General features: G+C 68.5%; 16 protein-coding genes. 13 read left to right on the forward strand and 3 right to left on the reverse strand.

Annotation, left to right across the window (positions count from 1 at the left end; genetic code table 11):
* Window positions 1–3 precede the first annotated feature (3 nt).
* Complete coding sequence (locus EV675_RS26835) at window positions 4–726, forward strand: RNA polymerase sigma factor FliA (RefSeq protein WP_130361657.1); 723 nt, start codon at window positions 4–6, stop codon at window positions 724–726.
* Window positions 727–745: 19 nt separating this feature from the next.
* Here EV675_RS26835 and EV675_RS26840 read toward each other — a convergent pair whose 3' ends face one another.
* The 3 genes from EV675_RS26840 to flgA form a co-directional block, all read right to left on the reverse strand.
* Entirely contained in the window at window positions 746–1,102 is a 357-nt protein-coding gene (locus EV675_RS26840; protein WP_130361659.1) for a hypothetical protein, read from the reverse strand.
* Window positions 1,099–1,389, reverse strand: coding sequence for a flagellar biosynthesis anti-sigma factor FlgM (gene flgM / locus EV675_RS26845; protein ID WP_165404791.1), 291 nt, complete (start codon window positions 1,387–1,389; stop codon window positions 1,099–1,101). The genes EV675_RS26840 and flgM overlap by 4 nt, the downstream gene beginning before the upstream one ends.
* 158 nt (window positions 1,390–1,547) lie before the next feature.
* Window positions 1,548–2,267: a flagellar basal body P-ring formation chaperone FlgA gene (gene flgA / locus EV675_RS26850; RefSeq protein ID WP_130361661.1), complete on the reverse strand. Its 720-nt coding sequence runs from the start codon at window positions 2,265–2,267 to the stop codon at window positions 1,548–1,550.
* A 178-nt stretch (window positions 2,268–2,445) separates the two neighbouring features.
* On the opposite strand from flgA, the gene flgB reads away from it, so the two are divergent.
* The 12 genes from flgB (at window position 2,446) to EV675_RS26910 (ending at window position 14,091) form a co-directional block, all read left to right on the forward strand.
* A complete protein-coding gene (flgB, locus tag EV675_RS26855; RefSeq protein WP_130361663.1) occupies window positions 2,446–2,865 on the forward strand; it encodes a flagellar basal body rod protein FlgB in 420 nt (139 codons plus the stop codon).
* A gap of 16 nt (window positions 2,866–2,881) precedes the next feature.
* Window positions 2,882–3,292 (forward strand): flagellar basal body rod protein FlgC, encoded by a 411-nt coding sequence (gene flgC / locus EV675_RS26860; RefSeq protein ID WP_130361665.1) that lies wholly within the window; start codon window positions 2,882–2,884, stop codon window positions 3,290–3,292.
* A 52-nt stretch (window positions 3,293–3,344) separates the two neighbouring features.
* Window positions 3,345–4,004, forward strand: a complete 660-nt coding sequence (locus EV675_RS26865; protein WP_130361667.1) for a flagellar hook assembly protein FlgD — start codon at window positions 3,345–3,347, stop codon at window positions 4,002–4,004.
* Between the two features lie 58 nt (window positions 4,005–4,062).
* Complete coding sequence (gene flgE, locus EV675_RS26870) at window positions 4,063–5,322, forward strand: flagellar hook protein FlgE (protein WP_130361669.1); 1,260 nt, start codon at window positions 4,063–4,065, stop codon at window positions 5,320–5,322.
* A complete protein-coding gene (gene flgF, locus EV675_RS26875; RefSeq protein WP_130361671.1) occupies window positions 5,322–6,065 on the forward strand; it encodes a flagellar basal-body rod protein FlgF in 744 nt (247 codons plus the stop codon). The genes flgE and flgF overlap by 1 nt, the downstream gene beginning before the upstream one ends.
* Window positions 6,066–6,135: 70 nt before the next feature.
* Window positions 6,136–6,918 carry a flagellar basal-body rod protein FlgG gene (flgG, locus tag EV675_RS26880; protein ID WP_130361673.1) on the forward strand — a complete coding sequence of 261 codons (783 nt, stop codon included), beginning with the start codon at window positions 6,136–6,138 and terminating at the stop codon, window positions 6,916–6,918.
* An 11-nt stretch (window positions 6,919–6,929) separates the two neighbouring features.
* Entirely contained in the window at window positions 6,930–7,634 is a 705-nt protein-coding gene (locus EV675_RS26885) for a flagellar basal body L-ring protein FlgH (RefSeq protein ID WP_130361675.1), read from the forward strand.
* An 11-nt stretch (window positions 7,635–7,645) separates the two neighbouring features.
* Complete coding sequence (locus EV675_RS26890) at window positions 7,646–8,767, forward strand: flagellar basal body P-ring protein FlgI (protein WP_130361677.1); 1,122 nt, start codon at window positions 7,646–7,648, stop codon at window positions 8,765–8,767.
* On the forward strand, window positions 8,767–9,849 hold the full coding sequence (gene flgJ, locus EV675_RS26895; RefSeq protein ID WP_130361679.1) for a flagellar assembly peptidoglycan hydrolase FlgJ: 1,083 nt from the start codon (window positions 8,767–8,769) through the stop codon (window positions 9,847–9,849). Before EV675_RS26890 ends, flgJ begins: the two co-directional genes overlap by 1 nt.
* Window positions 9,850–9,975: 126 nt before the next feature.
* Complete coding sequence (flgK, locus tag EV675_RS26900) at window positions 9,976–11,877, forward strand: flagellar hook-associated protein FlgK (protein WP_130361681.1); 1,902 nt, start codon at window positions 9,976–9,978, stop codon at window positions 11,875–11,877.
* A gap of 20 nt (window positions 11,878–11,897) precedes the next feature.
* Complete coding sequence (gene flgL / locus EV675_RS26905) at window positions 11,898–13,112, forward strand: flagellar hook-associated protein FlgL (protein WP_130361683.1); 1,215 nt, start codon at window positions 11,898–11,900, stop codon at window positions 13,110–13,112.
* 70 nt (window positions 13,113–13,182) lie between these two features.
* A complete protein-coding gene (locus EV675_RS26910; protein WP_130361685.1) occupies window positions 13,183–14,091 on the forward strand; it encodes an ATP-binding response regulator in 909 nt (302 codons plus the stop codon).
* Window positions 14,092–14,132: the final 41 nt, after the last annotated feature.

Consider the following 14,132-nt stretch of genomic DNA (forward strand, 5'->3'; position numbering starts at 1 on the left):
TGAATGTATACGCGTGAAGGAACCCTGGCGCGCGAGACGAACGTCGAACAGTACGTGCCCATGGTGCGCCGCATGGCCCACCACATGGTGGCGCGGCTGCCCGCCAGCGTGCAGATCGAGGACTTGATCCAGGCCGGCATGCTGGGCCTGCTGGATGCGCTCGGCCGCTTCGAGGAAGGGTTGGGCGCGCAGTTCGAGACCTATGCCACCCAGCGCATACGCGGTGCGATGCTGGACGAACTGCGGCGGGGCGACTGGCTGCCGCGCAGCGTCCGCCAGGTCCAGCGCAAGATCGAGGCGGCCATGCACCGCAGCGAGCAGAGGCTGGGCCGCTCTCCCTCCGACGCCGAGATGGCGGCCGAACTCGAGGTGGAGCTGGGCGAGTACCAGCAGATGCTGGCCGATGCGCGGGGCGTGCAACTGTTCCATTACGAGGACCTGGACAGCAGCGAGGATGCCGACGACTACCTGGACCGTCACATGCCGGCCGATGGCGCGGGCGACCCCCAGGCCAGGCTGTCGGATCGCCGTTTCCGCGAGGCCGTGGTCAATGGCATCGAGCGCCTGCCCGAGCGCGAGAAGCTGGTGATGGGCATGTACTACGAGCAGGACATGAACTTCAAGGAGATCGCCGCTGTGCTGGGCGTGACTGAGTCCCGGATTTGCCAGTTGCATACGCAGGCGGTGTCGCGCCTGCGCACGCGCCTGAAGGAGTGGGGGCGCTAGCCGCCGGCGCGCTGCCGGCTCAGCGCGACAGCTGGCCGGAGGCGGAGTAGGACAGATCGGCGCCGCTGATGCGGGCCAGCGCCGCGTAGCGGGCCGAGGCCGATACCGTATTGAGCGTGGACAGTTCCACGCCGATCTTCAGCGGATGCGCCGCTTCGGCCAGGCGTTCGCGCCAGGCCTGCCGCACTTCCGGCCGGGCCGCTTGCAGGCCGGGCAGGGCGTCCGGGATCGCGCGCTGCACGTCCAGCACGCGCAGGCTCAGGTCCTGGGTGGCGGCGTCGATGCGCTGGGTGTCGGAGCAGGCAACGGCCTGCGCCAGCGCCTTGCCGGCGGCGCTGCAGCGTTCGACGATCTGGGAAAATTCCTCGAGCGTCATGACTGGCGCGCCAGGCCGCTTTCGATTTCCAGCAGGCGGTCGGCCACGACCTCGGCGTTCACGGTGAATTCGCCGTTGCGGATGGCCTGCTTGATGCGCTCGACATTCTCGGCATTGAAGGGGGCTTCGCCCGCCGACAACTGGCTGGTGGCCAGCGCCGACAGCTGGACCTGGCTGAGTTCCGATCCGCCCGCGGGCGCCGGGGCGGGCGTCGCGGGGCGGGCTTCCGCACCCTGGGCGGGGCGGGAAACCTTGATTGAATCGGGACCCTTTTGCGTGATCTTCACGTTGACTCCATCTTGCTGCCCTGTGGAGTGGTCGCGCCAACCCCGGCAGATGAGGCAATTATCGGCGCCTGCGTGCCGAACTTTAGCATCGGCGCGCCCGGCGCGGGCCCATTGCGCTACAGGATGTAAGTGCTGCGCGGCGATCCGGCCGGCCGATCCTAGAGGTTGACCTCGATTTCCCGGTCTTCGCGCAGGATGCCCGCCACCGTGCGGCCCGAGTCGAGCTGGACGCGCGCCGTCTGGCCCGGGCTGGCCGGGTGCAGCATCCGGCCGGTGGCCTTGATGACGAATCCCGCGCCGTTCAGCACCACCTGCACGGGATCGCCCGACCCCAGGTGGGCGCGCGACTGCACGGCGGAGGGCGGGATGGGTTCGCCCGCCTTGAGCGGCCGCGTGACGGTCGAGCCTTCGAGCTGGCGCGGATCGGTGGCGACCCCCCGGGGCCAGGCGGCCACGTTGACCTCGGCCAGCGACCAGTCGCTTTCGCGCAGCACGGTCCCCGCGGGCAGGGGGCGGCTGGGCACGGGCACGGCCACGAGCAGCGCCACCTCGGCCGGAATGCGGATCTGCCAGGGCTGGTGCGCGCAGCGCAGGCCGATGGAGGTCCTGCCGGTGGGCCTGCCGCCGGCGGGCAGGAAAACCTGGGGTGCGCAGGGAGCCTGCGCGATGCGTTCGGCGGCCTGCTCCTGGATGTGGATGTCCACGCGTCCGCCCAACGTGGCGGCCGCCGCGGCGGCGCGCGCTTCCAGCAATTGCCGGCCGCGTTCGAGCAGGTCGGCGTTGGACGGCGAGGCGGCGGGCGCATCCGCCCAGGCGGGCAGTTGTGCCAGGGCGGCCAGCAGGAGCGTCGCGGCGGTCGCGCGGCCGGACCGTTTCATGGAGCGGGTTTCCTGGAGTTCTCGGGGGACGAGACACTCTATCGCGCCCCCGGCGCCAGGAAGGTGAAAACAAGGATGAAAAAGAGGTCCTACTCCGCCTTTGTTCGTGGCAGGGAATCCGAATAATGGCAAGGCCTGCGAAAAGGCCCGGCGCCCGCACGCAAGTACAGGAGGTCATGTGATCAGCCGCATAGGCGACGAACTGATGTTCAACGCGCAAGCCCTGGAGCTGCGCGCCCGCCGCCAGGAAGTCCTGGCGGCCAACCTGGCCAATGCCGAGACGCCCAACTACAAGTCGCGGGACTTCGACTTCGGCGCCGCGCTGCGGGCCGCCACGGGCACGCCCGCTGCGGATGCCGCGCAGGCGCCGCTGCGGATGTCGGCCACGGATGCCCGGCATCTGCGGGGCGACGCCGGGGACGGCCTGCCGGTGGCGTTGAAGTACGGCACGCCCGCGCAGGCCTCGATCGACGGCAATACCGTCGATCCGGACCTCGAGCGCACGCGGTTCGCCGACAACGCGCTGCGCTACGACGCCGCGCTGCGCATGCTGAACGGGCAGATACAGACGCTCCAGCGCGCGATCCAGAACAACTGAACGAGGCTGCACCCCCATGTCCATGAGCAAGGCATTCGAGATCGCCGGTTCGGCGCTGACCGCCAACAGCCAGCGCCTGAGCGCGGTGGCCAGCAATCTGGCCAACGCCGAGAGCGTGAGCGGGCCGGACGGCCAGGTCTACCGCGGCCGCAAGGTGGTGTTCGAGTCCTACCTCGTGCCGGGAGCGGTGGCCGGCGGCAACGGCGTGCGCGTGCGCGAAGTGCTGACCGATCCCGCGCCGCCCAAGCGCATCTACGATCCGAAGCACCCCATGGCCGATGCCGAGGGCTACATCAGCATGCCCAACGTCGAGGTCGTCGATGAAATGGTCGACATGATCGCCGCCTCGCGCGCCTACCAGACCAACGTCGAGGTCATGAATACCGCCAAGACCTTGATGCAGAAGACCCTGACCCTGGGCACCTAGGCCCAGACGCCGGGCCGCCCCGGAAACGGGCGCCCATTCGCAAGGAATCCGCATGGCCGTTTCCAACGTCAACAGCAATACCGGCACCAATGCCTCGGGCAGTTCCCTGGCCGCGTCATCCGCGGAGGAGCTGTCCAACCGCTTCCTGACCATGCTGACCGCGCAGATGCGCAACCAGGACCCGCTCAATCCGCTCGACAACGCCGAGCTGACCTCGCAGCTCGCCCAGATCAGCACCGTCACGGGCATCAGCCAGCTCAACACGACCATGCAGTGGCTGGGCTACAGCATGGGCAGCCTGCAGGCCACCCAGGCGGCGTCGCTGATCGGCCGCAAGGTCATGTTGTCGGGCGACGGACTCACCCTGGCCGACGGCAAGGCCGAGGGGGGCTATGTGCTCAGCATCCCGGTCGAAAGCGCCGAACTGGTGGTCAAGAACGCGGACGGTGTCGAGATCGCGCGCAGGAAGCTGACCGACGTCGAGGCCGGCGTGCATACCTTCACCTGGGACGGCAAGAACGCGAAGGGCGACACGCTGCCCGACGGCGACTACAAGTTCGAAGTGCAGGTCGGAGAGGGCACCAAGGTGGGCGCGGCCCCGCCGCTGACCGTGACCCAGATCACCTCGGTGCGGCCGTCCTCGGGCTCGACCACGGTGGTCGACGCCAAGGGCAACCTCGTGAACCTGTCCGACGTCTACCAGGTCTGGTAGCGCCTCGTCCCGCCCCGATTTCCCGGATACCGAAACAGATAGTGCAAGGAACCCTGCGATGAGCTTCCAACAGGCATTGAGCGGCCTGAACGCCGCCGGCAAGAACCTCGACGTGATCGGCAACAACGTCGCCAACGCCAACACCGTGGGCTTCAAGGCCGCGCGGGCCGAATTCGCCGACGTCTACGCGTCGACGGTGCTCGGCACCTATTCCAACAACATCGGTATCGGCACCAAGCTCAATTCCGTCACGCAGATGTTCACCCAGGGCGCCATCTCGGTCACGTCCAATCCGTTCGACGTCGCCATCTCGGGAGAAGGCTTCTTCCGCATGGACAACGCCGGATCCATCGTCTATTCGCGCAACGGCCAGTTCCATCTGGATGCCAACGGCTATGTGGTCAACGCCAACGGCCTGCGCCTGACGGGCTATGTCGCCGACGCGAACGGCAACATCAATACCGCCCAGCCGCAGCCCCTACGGCTCACGGTCAGCTCCATCGAGGCGCGCGGCACCTCCGAGGTGACGCAGGGCGCGGTGCTCGATTCCCGGACCGACGCGATCGATCGCACCGCCCATCCCTTCAGCCCCGACGACTCCAATACCTATACCCACGCCACCTCCATCGCGGTCTACGACTCGTTGGGCAACACGCACACTCTTTCCACGTTCTACGTGAAGCGCGCACCGGGCCAGTGGGAGGTCTATACCGCGCTGAACGGCAAGGTGACCAACCCCGATACCGACGGCGACGGGACCCCGGACGGCGCTCCGCTGGTGTTCGACGCGTCGGGCAAGATCGACCTGGCCGCATCGAACAACGGCGTATTCCAGATCGACGTCGATGCCGCGACGCTGGGCACGGGCGCGACCGGGCTGACCATCAACTACAACATGGCGTCCACGTCGCAGACCGGCCAGGCGTTCAGCAACGAGTTGCAGCGCCAGGACGGCTACACCTCGGGCCGCCTGACCAGCTTCACGATCGACGAGAACGGCATCCTGAAGGCCAACTACTCCAACCAGCAGTCGCGGGCGCAGGGCCAGATCACGCTGGTGTCCTTCGTCAATCCGCAGGGGCTGGTGTCGGCGGGCAGCAACAACTTCCTGGAAACGATCCTGTCGGGCGGTCCGCGCATCGGCGTGCCGGGTTCGAGCAACTTCGGCACCGTGACCTCGGGCGCGCTGGAAGATGCCAACGTCGACCTGACCGGCGAACTGGTGAACATGATCACCGCCCAGCGGGTCTACCAGGCCAACGCGCAAACGATCAAGACGCAGGACTCGCTGATGCAGACCCTGGTCAACATGCGCTGATGGACAGAGCCCTTTACATTGCCGCGACCGGCGCCCGCGAACTGATGCGGCGCCAGGACGTGCAGACCAACAATCTGGCGAACGCGCTGACGCCCGGGTTCCGCGCCGAGATCGTGGCCCAGCGTACCGCGCCCGTGGTCGGCGGTCCCGGCCTGCGCACGCGCGCCTATGCGGTCGAGTCGACGCCGGGCGCCGATATGTCGGCCGGCGCGATGATGGCGACCGGGCGCGACCTGGACGTCGCGATCCAGGGCGAGGGCTGGTTCGCCGTGCGTGGCGCGGACGGCGGCGAGGCCTACACCCGCGCCGGCGGCTTCCAGACCACGGCGGACGGCATGCTGGTCGACGTGGCCGGGCGCCCGGTGCTGGACCCGAACGGCGAGCCCATCCTGATTCCGCCCGACACCAAGGTGCAGGTCAATACCGACGGTTCGATTTCCTCCGTGCCCGAGGTCGACCGGGTACAGGCCGCGCAGATCGCCAACCTCAAGCTGGTGAACCCGCCGGGGAACACGCTGGCGCGCGGCGCGGACGGCCTTTTCCGCCTGCGCCAGGGCGGCATCGCGCCGGCGGCCGACGGGGTGCGCGTGGCGGGCGGCATGCTCGAGGGCAGCAACGTGAACGCCGTGGAAACCATGGTGGGCATGATCGCCGCGGCGCGTCACTACGACGTGCAGATACAGCTCATGCAGAACACCGACCAGAACCAGCGGTCGGCCACCCAGATATTGAGCATGACTTGACCGCGGGCCCGGGCCCGCGGCGATGGAATCTTGCGTAGTGCGGCGCATGCCGCGATAAGGATCAAGCATCATGATGCGTTCTCTCTGGATCGCGAAGACCGGCCTGGATGCGCAGCAGACCCAGCTGGACGTCATCTCGAACAACCTCGCCAACGTCAGCACCAATGGCTACAAGCGTTCGCGCGCGGTGTTCGAGGACCTGCTCTACCAGACCATGCGGCCGGCCGGCACGCAGACCACGCAGCAAAACCAGGTACCCGCGGGGCTTACGCTGGGAACGGGCTCGCGGCCCGTGGCCACGGTTCGCAACTATTCGCAGGGCGCCCTGCAGCAGACCAGCAGCAGCTTCGACCTGTCGGTCAACGGCGCCGGCTTTTTCCAGGTGCAATTGCCCGACGGCACGCTGGCCTATACGCGCGACGGCAGCTTCCAGATCGACAGCCAGGGGCAGCTCGTGACCAACAACGGCCTGGTCATCGATCCGGGCATCGTGGTACCGGAAGGCGTCAAGGAAGTCGCCATCGGCCAGGACGGCGTGGTGACGGCGACGGTGGCGGGCCAGACCCAGCCGGTCCAGCTGGGCCAGCTGCAGCTGGCGACCTTCATCAATCCGCCGGGCCTGCAGCCGCTGGGCCAGAACCTGTTCGGCGAGACCGCCGCCTCGGGCGTGCCCGTGGTCAACGTGCCCGGCTTGAACGGGGCAGGGCTGATCAACCAGGGCTACGTCGAGGCATCCAACGTCAACGTGGTCGAGGAACTGGTCGGCATGATCCAGACCCAGCGCGCGTACGAAATCAACTCGCGCGCCATCACCACGGCCGACCAGATGCTCCAGCGCATCTCGCAGCTCTGAGGAAGGCCGGGATGAAGCAAGCGTTCAGGCCGCGTGTCCGTGGCGCCAGGGCCATCGCCGGGATGACGATCCTGGCGGGGCTGGCGGCCTGCGCCGCGCCCAAGGTCGACATCGACGGACCGACCACGGCCCGGCCGGTGGATCCCGTGGCCTACAACGCGAACCGCCGGCCCACCGGCGGCATATTCGGCGCCGCGCCCGGCTATCGTCCGCTGTTCGAGGACGTGCGGGCGCGCAACATCGGCGACACACTGGTCGTGCGTCTGGAAGAACACATCAATTCGTCCCAGCGCAACAATACGTCGGCGCAGCGGTCGGCCTCGGCCTCGGTGGGGATCCCGTCCATCAACAAGCTGCCCGGTTCCGGCATCCTGCGCGGCTTGGGCGTGCAGGGCGAGAGCGAGAACCGCTTCAACGCCCGCGGCGAGACCGGCGCCAGCAACATCCTGTCGGGCACGATCACCGTGACCGTGGTCGAGGTGCTGGCCAACGGCAACATGCGCGTCTCGGGCGAAAAGCAGATCGGCACCAACCGCGAGACCGAGCGCGTGCGTTTCTCGGGCGTGGTCAACCCGACTCACATCGTCGGCGGCAACTCGGTCAGCTCGACCCAGGTCGCCGACGCGCGCATCGAATACCGGGGGCAGGGCGCGATCGACGAGGCCCAGACCGTGGGCTGGCTGTCGCGCTTCTTCTATTCGTTCCTGCCGTTCTGAGCGCGCGCACCATGAACCATCATCCGTTCCTCGCCGCCTGCCTGCGTCTGGCCGTGGCGATGCTGTGCGCGCTGCTCGCGCCGGCGGCCCAGGCCGCCCGGGTCAAGGACCTGGCCAACGTCCAGGGCGTGCGCAACAACCAGCTGGTGGGCTACGGCCTGGTCGTGGGCCTGGACGGCACGGGCGACCAGACCACGCAAACGCCGTTCACGACCCAGTCGCTGATGTCCATGCTGTCCAACCTGGGCATCAACGTGCCGCCCGGCACGCGGCTCCAGCTCAAGAACGTGGCGGCGGTGATGGTGACCACCATGCTGCCGCCGTTCTCGCAGCCGGGCCAGCAGGTCGACGTGACGGTCAGCTCCATGGGCAACGCCAAGTCCCTGCGGGGCGGCACGCTGCTGCTGACGCCGCTCAAGGGGCTGGACGGGCAGGTCTATGCGATGGCGCAGGGCAGCGTGTCGGTGGGGGGCGCGGGCGCCTCGGCGGCAGGCAGCCGCGCGCAGATCAACCACCTGAGCGCGGGCCGCATCCCGGCCGGCGCCACGGTGGAGCGGGACGTGCCGACGCCGTTTTCCGACGATGGCGCGCTGAGGCTGGAGCTGACCACCGCCGATTTCTCGACGGCGCGTTCGATGGTCGAGACCATCAACCGCCGTATCGGCCCCGGCACGGCGACCGCGCTCGACGGCCGCGTGATCGAACTGCGCGCGCCCTCGTCCCCGGATGCCCGGGTCGCCTTCATGGCGCAGATCGAGGACCTGGAGGTCGTGGGCAGCCGCGCGCCGGCGCGGGTGGTCATCAATGCGCGCACCGGCTCGGTCGTGATGAACCAGAGCGTGCGCCTGGCGCCGGTGGCCGTCGCGCACGGCAACCTGAGCGTCACGGTCAGCGCGGCGCCGGTGGTCAGCCAGCCGGCGCCCTTCTCGGGCGGGCAGACGGTGGTGACCGAGCGCGCCGACATCGAGATCAGGCAGGGCGGCGGCGCCATCGTGCACCTGGATGGCGGCGCCCAGCTGGCGGAGGTGGTCAAGGCGCTGAACCTGCTCGGCGCCACGCCGCAGGACCTCATCTCCATCCTGCAGGCGCTCAAGACCGCGGGTGCGTTGACCGCCGAACTGGAGATCATCTGATGACCAAGATGGACAGCGCGATGCAGCGGGGCGGCATGGCGATCGATGCCCGTTCGCTGGAAGACCTGAAGCTGCAGGCGCGGCGCGACCAGGCGGGAACCGTCAGGCAGGCCGCCCGCCAGTTCGAGGCGCAGTTCGCCCAGATGCTGCTGTCGCAGATGCGGCAGACGTCGCTGGCGGGCGACGGCCCGCTGGCCCAGGCGCTGAACAGCCCCGCCTCGCAGACCTGGCGGGGGATGCTGGATCAGCAGATGGCGCAGAAGCTGGCCGGCGTTCAGGATGCGGGCAGCGGCCCCGCGCCGGCGCGCAGCGGCCTGGGGCTGGCCGACATGCTGGAGAAGCAGCTGACCCGCAGTACGATGTCGCCGGAGTCCCTGCGCCGTGCCGGGCTGCCGCTGTCCATGTCCACGCTGGAGCTGGCGCGCGGCCGGACCATCGGCACGCCCTCGACGGCCACCAGCGGCATGATAGGCGGCATGGACGCCGCGGCGCTGGCGGGAGGGGCGGCCCCGCCGCGCCGCATCCAGAACGGCCGGTTCGGCACCCAGCCGGCCTACGCGCCGCCCGCGGCGGCCAGCAAACCCGCGGCCGAGGCGCGTACCGCGCCCGCATCCGCCGAAGAAGTCCGCGCCGAGTTCCTGGGCAAGTTCCTGCCCGCGGCCCGGCGCGCGGAGGCCGCGACGGGCATCCCGGCCGCCTACATCCTGGGCCAGGCCGCCCTGGAGTCGGGCTGGGGACGGCGCGAGATCCGCGGCGCCCAGGGCGAAGCCAGCCACAACCTGTTCGGGATCAAGGCGACGGGCTGGGACGGCCGCACCGTGCGCACCCGCACGACCGAATATCGCAACGGCGCGCCGGAGCGCGTGACCGCCGAGTTCCGCGCCTACGACTCCTACGAACAGGCGTTCGAGGACTACGCGCGCCTGCTGGCGTCGAATCCCCGTTATGCCAAGGTGCTGCAATCGGCCGGCAACGCCGAGCAGTTCGCCCAGGGCCTGCAGCGGGCAGGCTACGCGACCGACCCCAGGTACGCCGAAAAGCTGGGCAGCACCATCCGGCGGGCCATGCAGGTCGTCGTCTAGCGGCAGATTTGCTCCGGCCCGGGCGTAAGGCCGCCGGCATGCTCAAGCTTGGGCGCCGGCGTCCGTTAAGAAAGACATCAGCCGTGCAAGGCGCCGCCGCGCACGCCAGGCAGTCCGCATGAAACCATGACCACGAACATCGCCAACATCGCATTGACCGGATTGCGCGCCGCCCAGGCCGGGCTGGCCGTCACCGCCAACAACATCTCCAACCAGGGGACGCCCGGGTATTCGCGCCAGCAGGTGGTGCTGCAGTCGGCCTTGTCGAATTTCAGCGGCGCCGGCTATTTCGGGCAGGGCGTGGACGTCGTCACGGTCCAGCGCGCCTACAGCGACTTCCTGTCCAGCCAGGCCAGCCAGTCGGCATCGACGCTCAGCTATCTTTCCACCTATTCGGACCAGATGAGCGGCCTGATCAACCGCCTCGGTTCGGTGGATACCGGCATCAACCAGAGCCTGAACGCGCTGTACACCGCCATCGGCGGCTTCAGCCAGAATCCCGCCCAGACCGCGTCGCGGCAGGCCGCGCTGGCGGCGGCGCAGTCGACGGCGGCGCGCTTTCGCGCCGTCAGCGAAGACCTGTCCACCCTGAGCCAGGGCATCGACAACCAGGCCAGCGCCACGGTGGGGCAGATCAACCAGCTGGTGCAGAGCATTGCCGCCTACAACGCCAAGATCGGCGACGCCTATGGCACCAGCCAGGGGCAGGCGCCCAACGCCCTGCTGGACCAGCGCGACGTGCTGGTTCGCGAACTGGGCAAGCTGACGGGCATCACCACCAGCACCCAGGGCACGAGCATCAACGTCTACCTGGCCAACGGCCAGCCGCTGGTCCTGGAGCAGGTGGCCTCGCAGTTGAAGATCGACACCCGCGACCCGAATTCGCCCACCGGCACCAGCCTGTCGCTGACCGTCGGCAGCCATGCCATGCAGCTCAACCAGAGCGACATCGATGGCGGCCAGCTGGGCGCGCTGCTGCAATTCCGTGACAACGAACTGGCCCAGGCCCAGTCCGAACTGGGGCGCCTGGCCATCGCCATGGCGGCGGCCTACAACCAGCAGCAGCAATTCGGCCTGGACAGCAACGGGCAGCCGGGCCAGGCCCTGTTCCGCATCGGCAACCCCGTGGCCGTGGGCCAGCGGGGCAACACCGGCGATGCGCGGCTGGCGGTGGGCATTGCCGACACGCGCTCGCTGACCGGCAGCGATTACCAGCTGACGCGGGTGGGCAGCGAATATGTGCTGACCCGCCTGGATGACGGTACCGAGCTTGGGCCGTTCTCGTCCCTGCCGCAGAATGTCGACGGCCTGACCATCGGTCTGGCTGACGGCGACCTGGCAGACGGCGACACGTTCACGATCAAAGTCGCCAGCCAGGCCGCGGCCGGCGTCGAAGTGATGCTGGGCGACCCTGGCAAGCTGGCCGCCGCCGCGCCCATGGGCCTGGAGACGGCGGGCACCAACACCGGTACGGCCCAGGCGTCGCGGCTGCGTTCGGCCGAGTCGGCCAGCCCCGACTACGGGACGTCGGTCACCGTCCGCTTCACGTCCGCCACCGGTTACGAGTTGCTGGGCGAGGACGGCACCGTGCTGTCGACGGGCTCCTTGCAGCCGCCGCAGCAGGCCATTTCGTACAACGGCTGGGCCTTCGACCTGGCCGGCATCCCCGCCGCCGGGGACACCATCACCGTCAAGGCCGATCCAGGCGCTCCCGCGGGGGACAACCGCAACGCTCTGGCCATGGCCGGACTGGGGACCACCCGGATCGCCGGGGGCAGCACGCTGACCGATGCCTATGCGGGACTCATTTCCCAGGTCGGCACGCGCGCAGCCTCGCTGAACATCAGCAAGGCCGCGCAGCAGACGGCTTTCGACCAGGCGGTGGCCAGCGAACAGTCGCTGTCGGGCGTGAACCTGGACGAAGAGGGGGCCAACCTGCTGCGCTACCAGCAGGCCTATGCGGCCGCCGGCAAGGTGCTCGGCATGTCTTCCGAGCTGTTCGACCAGTTGCTCGCCGCCATCCATTAACGATACGCCTACGGACCGCCATGAGAGTCAGCACCAACCAGTTCTACGACAACAGCATCCGTGCCATCAACAGCCAGCAGAGCGCGCTGCTGCAGGTCTCGCAGCAGCTGTCCGCCCAGCGCAAGCTGCTCAGCCCGTCCGACGACCCGGTCGCGGCCGGCCGCGAAGTGGCGCTGGATGCCACGCTCAAGGCCAACGAACAGATGCTGAAGAACCAGGCGGACGCCAAGGGCCTGCTCGAAGGCACCGAGAACTATCTGGTGGAAGCCGGCAACACCCTGCAACTGGCGCTGACCCGCATCGTGCAGGCGGGCGGGGGCGGGTTGAACGAGGAAAACCGGCAATCCATCCTGGCCGACCTCAAGGGGCTGCGCGATCAGTTGATGAGCGTGGCCAATACCCAGGACGAGAACGGCAACTACGTCTTCGCCGGCTACAAGCGCGACAGCCAGCCCTTCGTGCGCAACGCCTCCGGCGTGGTCTACCAGGGCGACGCCGGCGTGCGCCAAAGCCAGATCGGGCCCAACCGCGTGATCGACGTCAGTTTCAGCGGCAACTACCTGTTCGGCGACATCCCCACTGGCCGCAACGGACTGGATGCCGGCGCCGCCAGCGGCAACACCGGCAGCGCCACGCTTACCTCCAGCACGGTCACCGACCGCCAGGCCTGGTCGGCCGCGGCGGCCTACGGTCCGTATACCATCGAGTTCGGCGCCGACGGCGCCTATACCGTTTCGGACAGGGACGGGGCCGAGGTCGGCACCGGCACCCTGGGCGAGGACGGCCAGACGATAGACATCGCCGGCGTGCAGATCGGTTTCAGCGGCCGCCCCGCCGAAGGCGACAAGCTGAGTTTCGGCCCGTCGCGCTCGCAAAGCGTGTTCGATACGCTGGACCAGGCCATCGCCGCCCTGGGGCAGCCCGCGTCCGAGACCGAGTCCGTTTCGCGCGCCAACGCGCTGTACGAGGCCAACCTGAACCTGAACTCGGCGCTGAACCGGCTGCTCGAGGCGCGCTCGTCCATCGGCAGCCGCCTGACCGAGGTCGAGGCGGCCACCACGGCGGGCGAAACCCGCGGCGAACAGATCACCGGCGAGCTCTCGCGGGTAGTGGGGTCGGACCTGGAAACCATGACGGAATTGACCGGCGAGCTGGCCAAACGCACGTACACTGTGCAGGCCGCGCAGCAGACCTATACGCAGATCGCCCGGATGTCGATATTCAACTACCTGTAACAGGACGGTTCCGGCGGCGGACGGATGCGAGGGTGCCGCCGGCGCGTTTACCTGGCCCACCGGATGTTTCATGTCGCAGGAACCGTTCAACATCCTCGTCGTCGACGACGAGCCGCTCAACCTGGAAATCATTTCCGAGCACCTGTCCGATCCACGCTATCGGCTCCGGTGCGTGCAGGACGGTATCCAGGCCTGGGACGTGTTGCAGGAAGCAGGCGCTGACTTTGACCTGATCGTGCTCGACCGGATGATGCCGGGGCTGGACGGCATCGAACTGCTGACCCGGATACGCGCGGACCGCCGCCTGGCCGACATTCCGGTCATCATGCAGACCGCCGCCTCGCGCCCGGCCGACGTGCTCGAGGGCATACACCGGGGCGCCTATTACTACCTGACCAAGCCGTACGAACACGACATGCTGATCGCGGTCGTCAGCGCGGCCATCGAATTCCGCGCGCGGCAGAAGGGCCTGCGCCGCCGCCTGTCGGACGTGCACGATGTGTTCGCCCACATGCGGCAGGCCAACTTCGGCTTCGTATCCCTGGCCGAGGCCCGTCAATTGGCGTTCTTCCTGGCCAAGCTGTGCCCCGCGCCCGAAGTGGCGGTGATCGGCCTGGCCGAGCTGATGGTCAACGCGGTCGAGCACGGCAACCTGGAAGTCGGCTTCGTGGACAAAGGGCGCCTGAGCATGGAAGGCCGATGGGCCGCGGAAATCCAGCGGCGGCTGTCCCTGGCCCCGTATCGTGACCGCATCGCCAGCGTCAGTTTCGAACGCGAACCCGACCGCATCCGCTTCCGCGTCAAGGACCAGGGTCCCGGCTTCGATTGGCGATCCTACCTGGAAATCTCCCCCGACCGCGCCTTCGACATGCACGGCCGAGGCATCGCCATGGCCCGCGCCCTGACCTTCAAGGACCTGACCTACACCGACAACGGCCGGGAGGCCATCGGCAGTATAGAGACCCCCCCTACGCCCTGACGGGCGCCCCCCAGGGGGCGAAACCGGCGGACTGGCGGAGC

This window comes from Pigmentiphaga kullae (genome assembly GCF_004216695.1).
In the GTDB taxonomy this organism is placed as follows: domain Bacteria; phylum Pseudomonadota; class Gammaproteobacteria; order Burkholderiales; family Burkholderiaceae_B; genus Pigmentiphaga; species Pigmentiphaga kullae.

Excerpts from the sequence above, each read along its gene's own strand:
- EV675_RS26835 (WP_130361657.1), top strand. The coding sequence starts at position 4 with ATGTATACGCGTGAAGGAACCCTGGCGCGCGAGACGAACGTCGAACAG.
- EV675_RS26840 (WP_130361659.1), bottom strand. The coding sequence starts at position 1,102 with ATGACGCTCGAGGAATTTTCCCAGATCGTCGAACGCTGCAGCGCCGCC.
- flgA (WP_130361661.1), bottom strand. The coding sequence starts at position 2,267 with ATGAAACGGTCCGGCCGCGCGACCGCCGCGACGCTCCTGCTGGCCGCC.
- flgC (WP_130361665.1), top strand. The coding sequence starts at position 2,882 with ATGTCCATGAGCAAGGCATTCGAGATCGCCGGTTCGGCGCTGACCGCC.
- EV675_RS26865 (WP_130361667.1), top strand. The coding sequence starts at position 3,345 with ATGGCCGTTTCCAACGTCAACAGCAATACCGGCACCAATGCCTCGGGC.
- flgE (WP_130361669.1), top strand. The coding sequence starts at position 4,063 with ATGAGCTTCCAACAGGCATTGAGCGGCCTGAACGCCGCCGGCAAGAAC.
- flgF (WP_130361671.1), top strand. The coding sequence starts at position 5,322 with ATGGACAGAGCCCTTTACATTGCCGCGACCGGCGCCCGCGAACTGATG.
- flgG (WP_130361673.1), top strand. The coding sequence starts at position 6,136 with ATGATGCGTTCTCTCTGGATCGCGAAGACCGGCCTGGATGCGCAGCAG.
- EV675_RS26885 (WP_130361675.1), top strand. The coding sequence starts at position 6,930 with ATGAAGCAAGCGTTCAGGCCGCGTGTCCGTGGCGCCAGGGCCATCGCC.
- EV675_RS26890 (WP_130361677.1), top strand. The coding sequence starts at position 7,646 with ATGAACCATCATCCGTTCCTCGCCGCCTGCCTGCGTCTGGCCGTGGCG.
- flgJ (WP_130361679.1), top strand. The coding sequence starts at position 8,767 with ATGACCAAGATGGACAGCGCGATGCAGCGGGGCGGCATGGCGATCGAT.
- flgK (WP_130361681.1), top strand. The coding sequence starts at position 9,976 with ATGACCACGAACATCGCCAACATCGCATTGACCGGATTGCGCGCCGCC.
- flgL (WP_130361683.1), top strand. The coding sequence starts at position 11,898 with ATGAGAGTCAGCACCAACCAGTTCTACGACAACAGCATCCGTGCCATC.
- EV675_RS26910 (WP_130361685.1), top strand. The coding sequence starts at position 13,183 with ATGTCGCAGGAACCGTTCAACATCCTCGTCGTCGACGACGAGCCGCTC.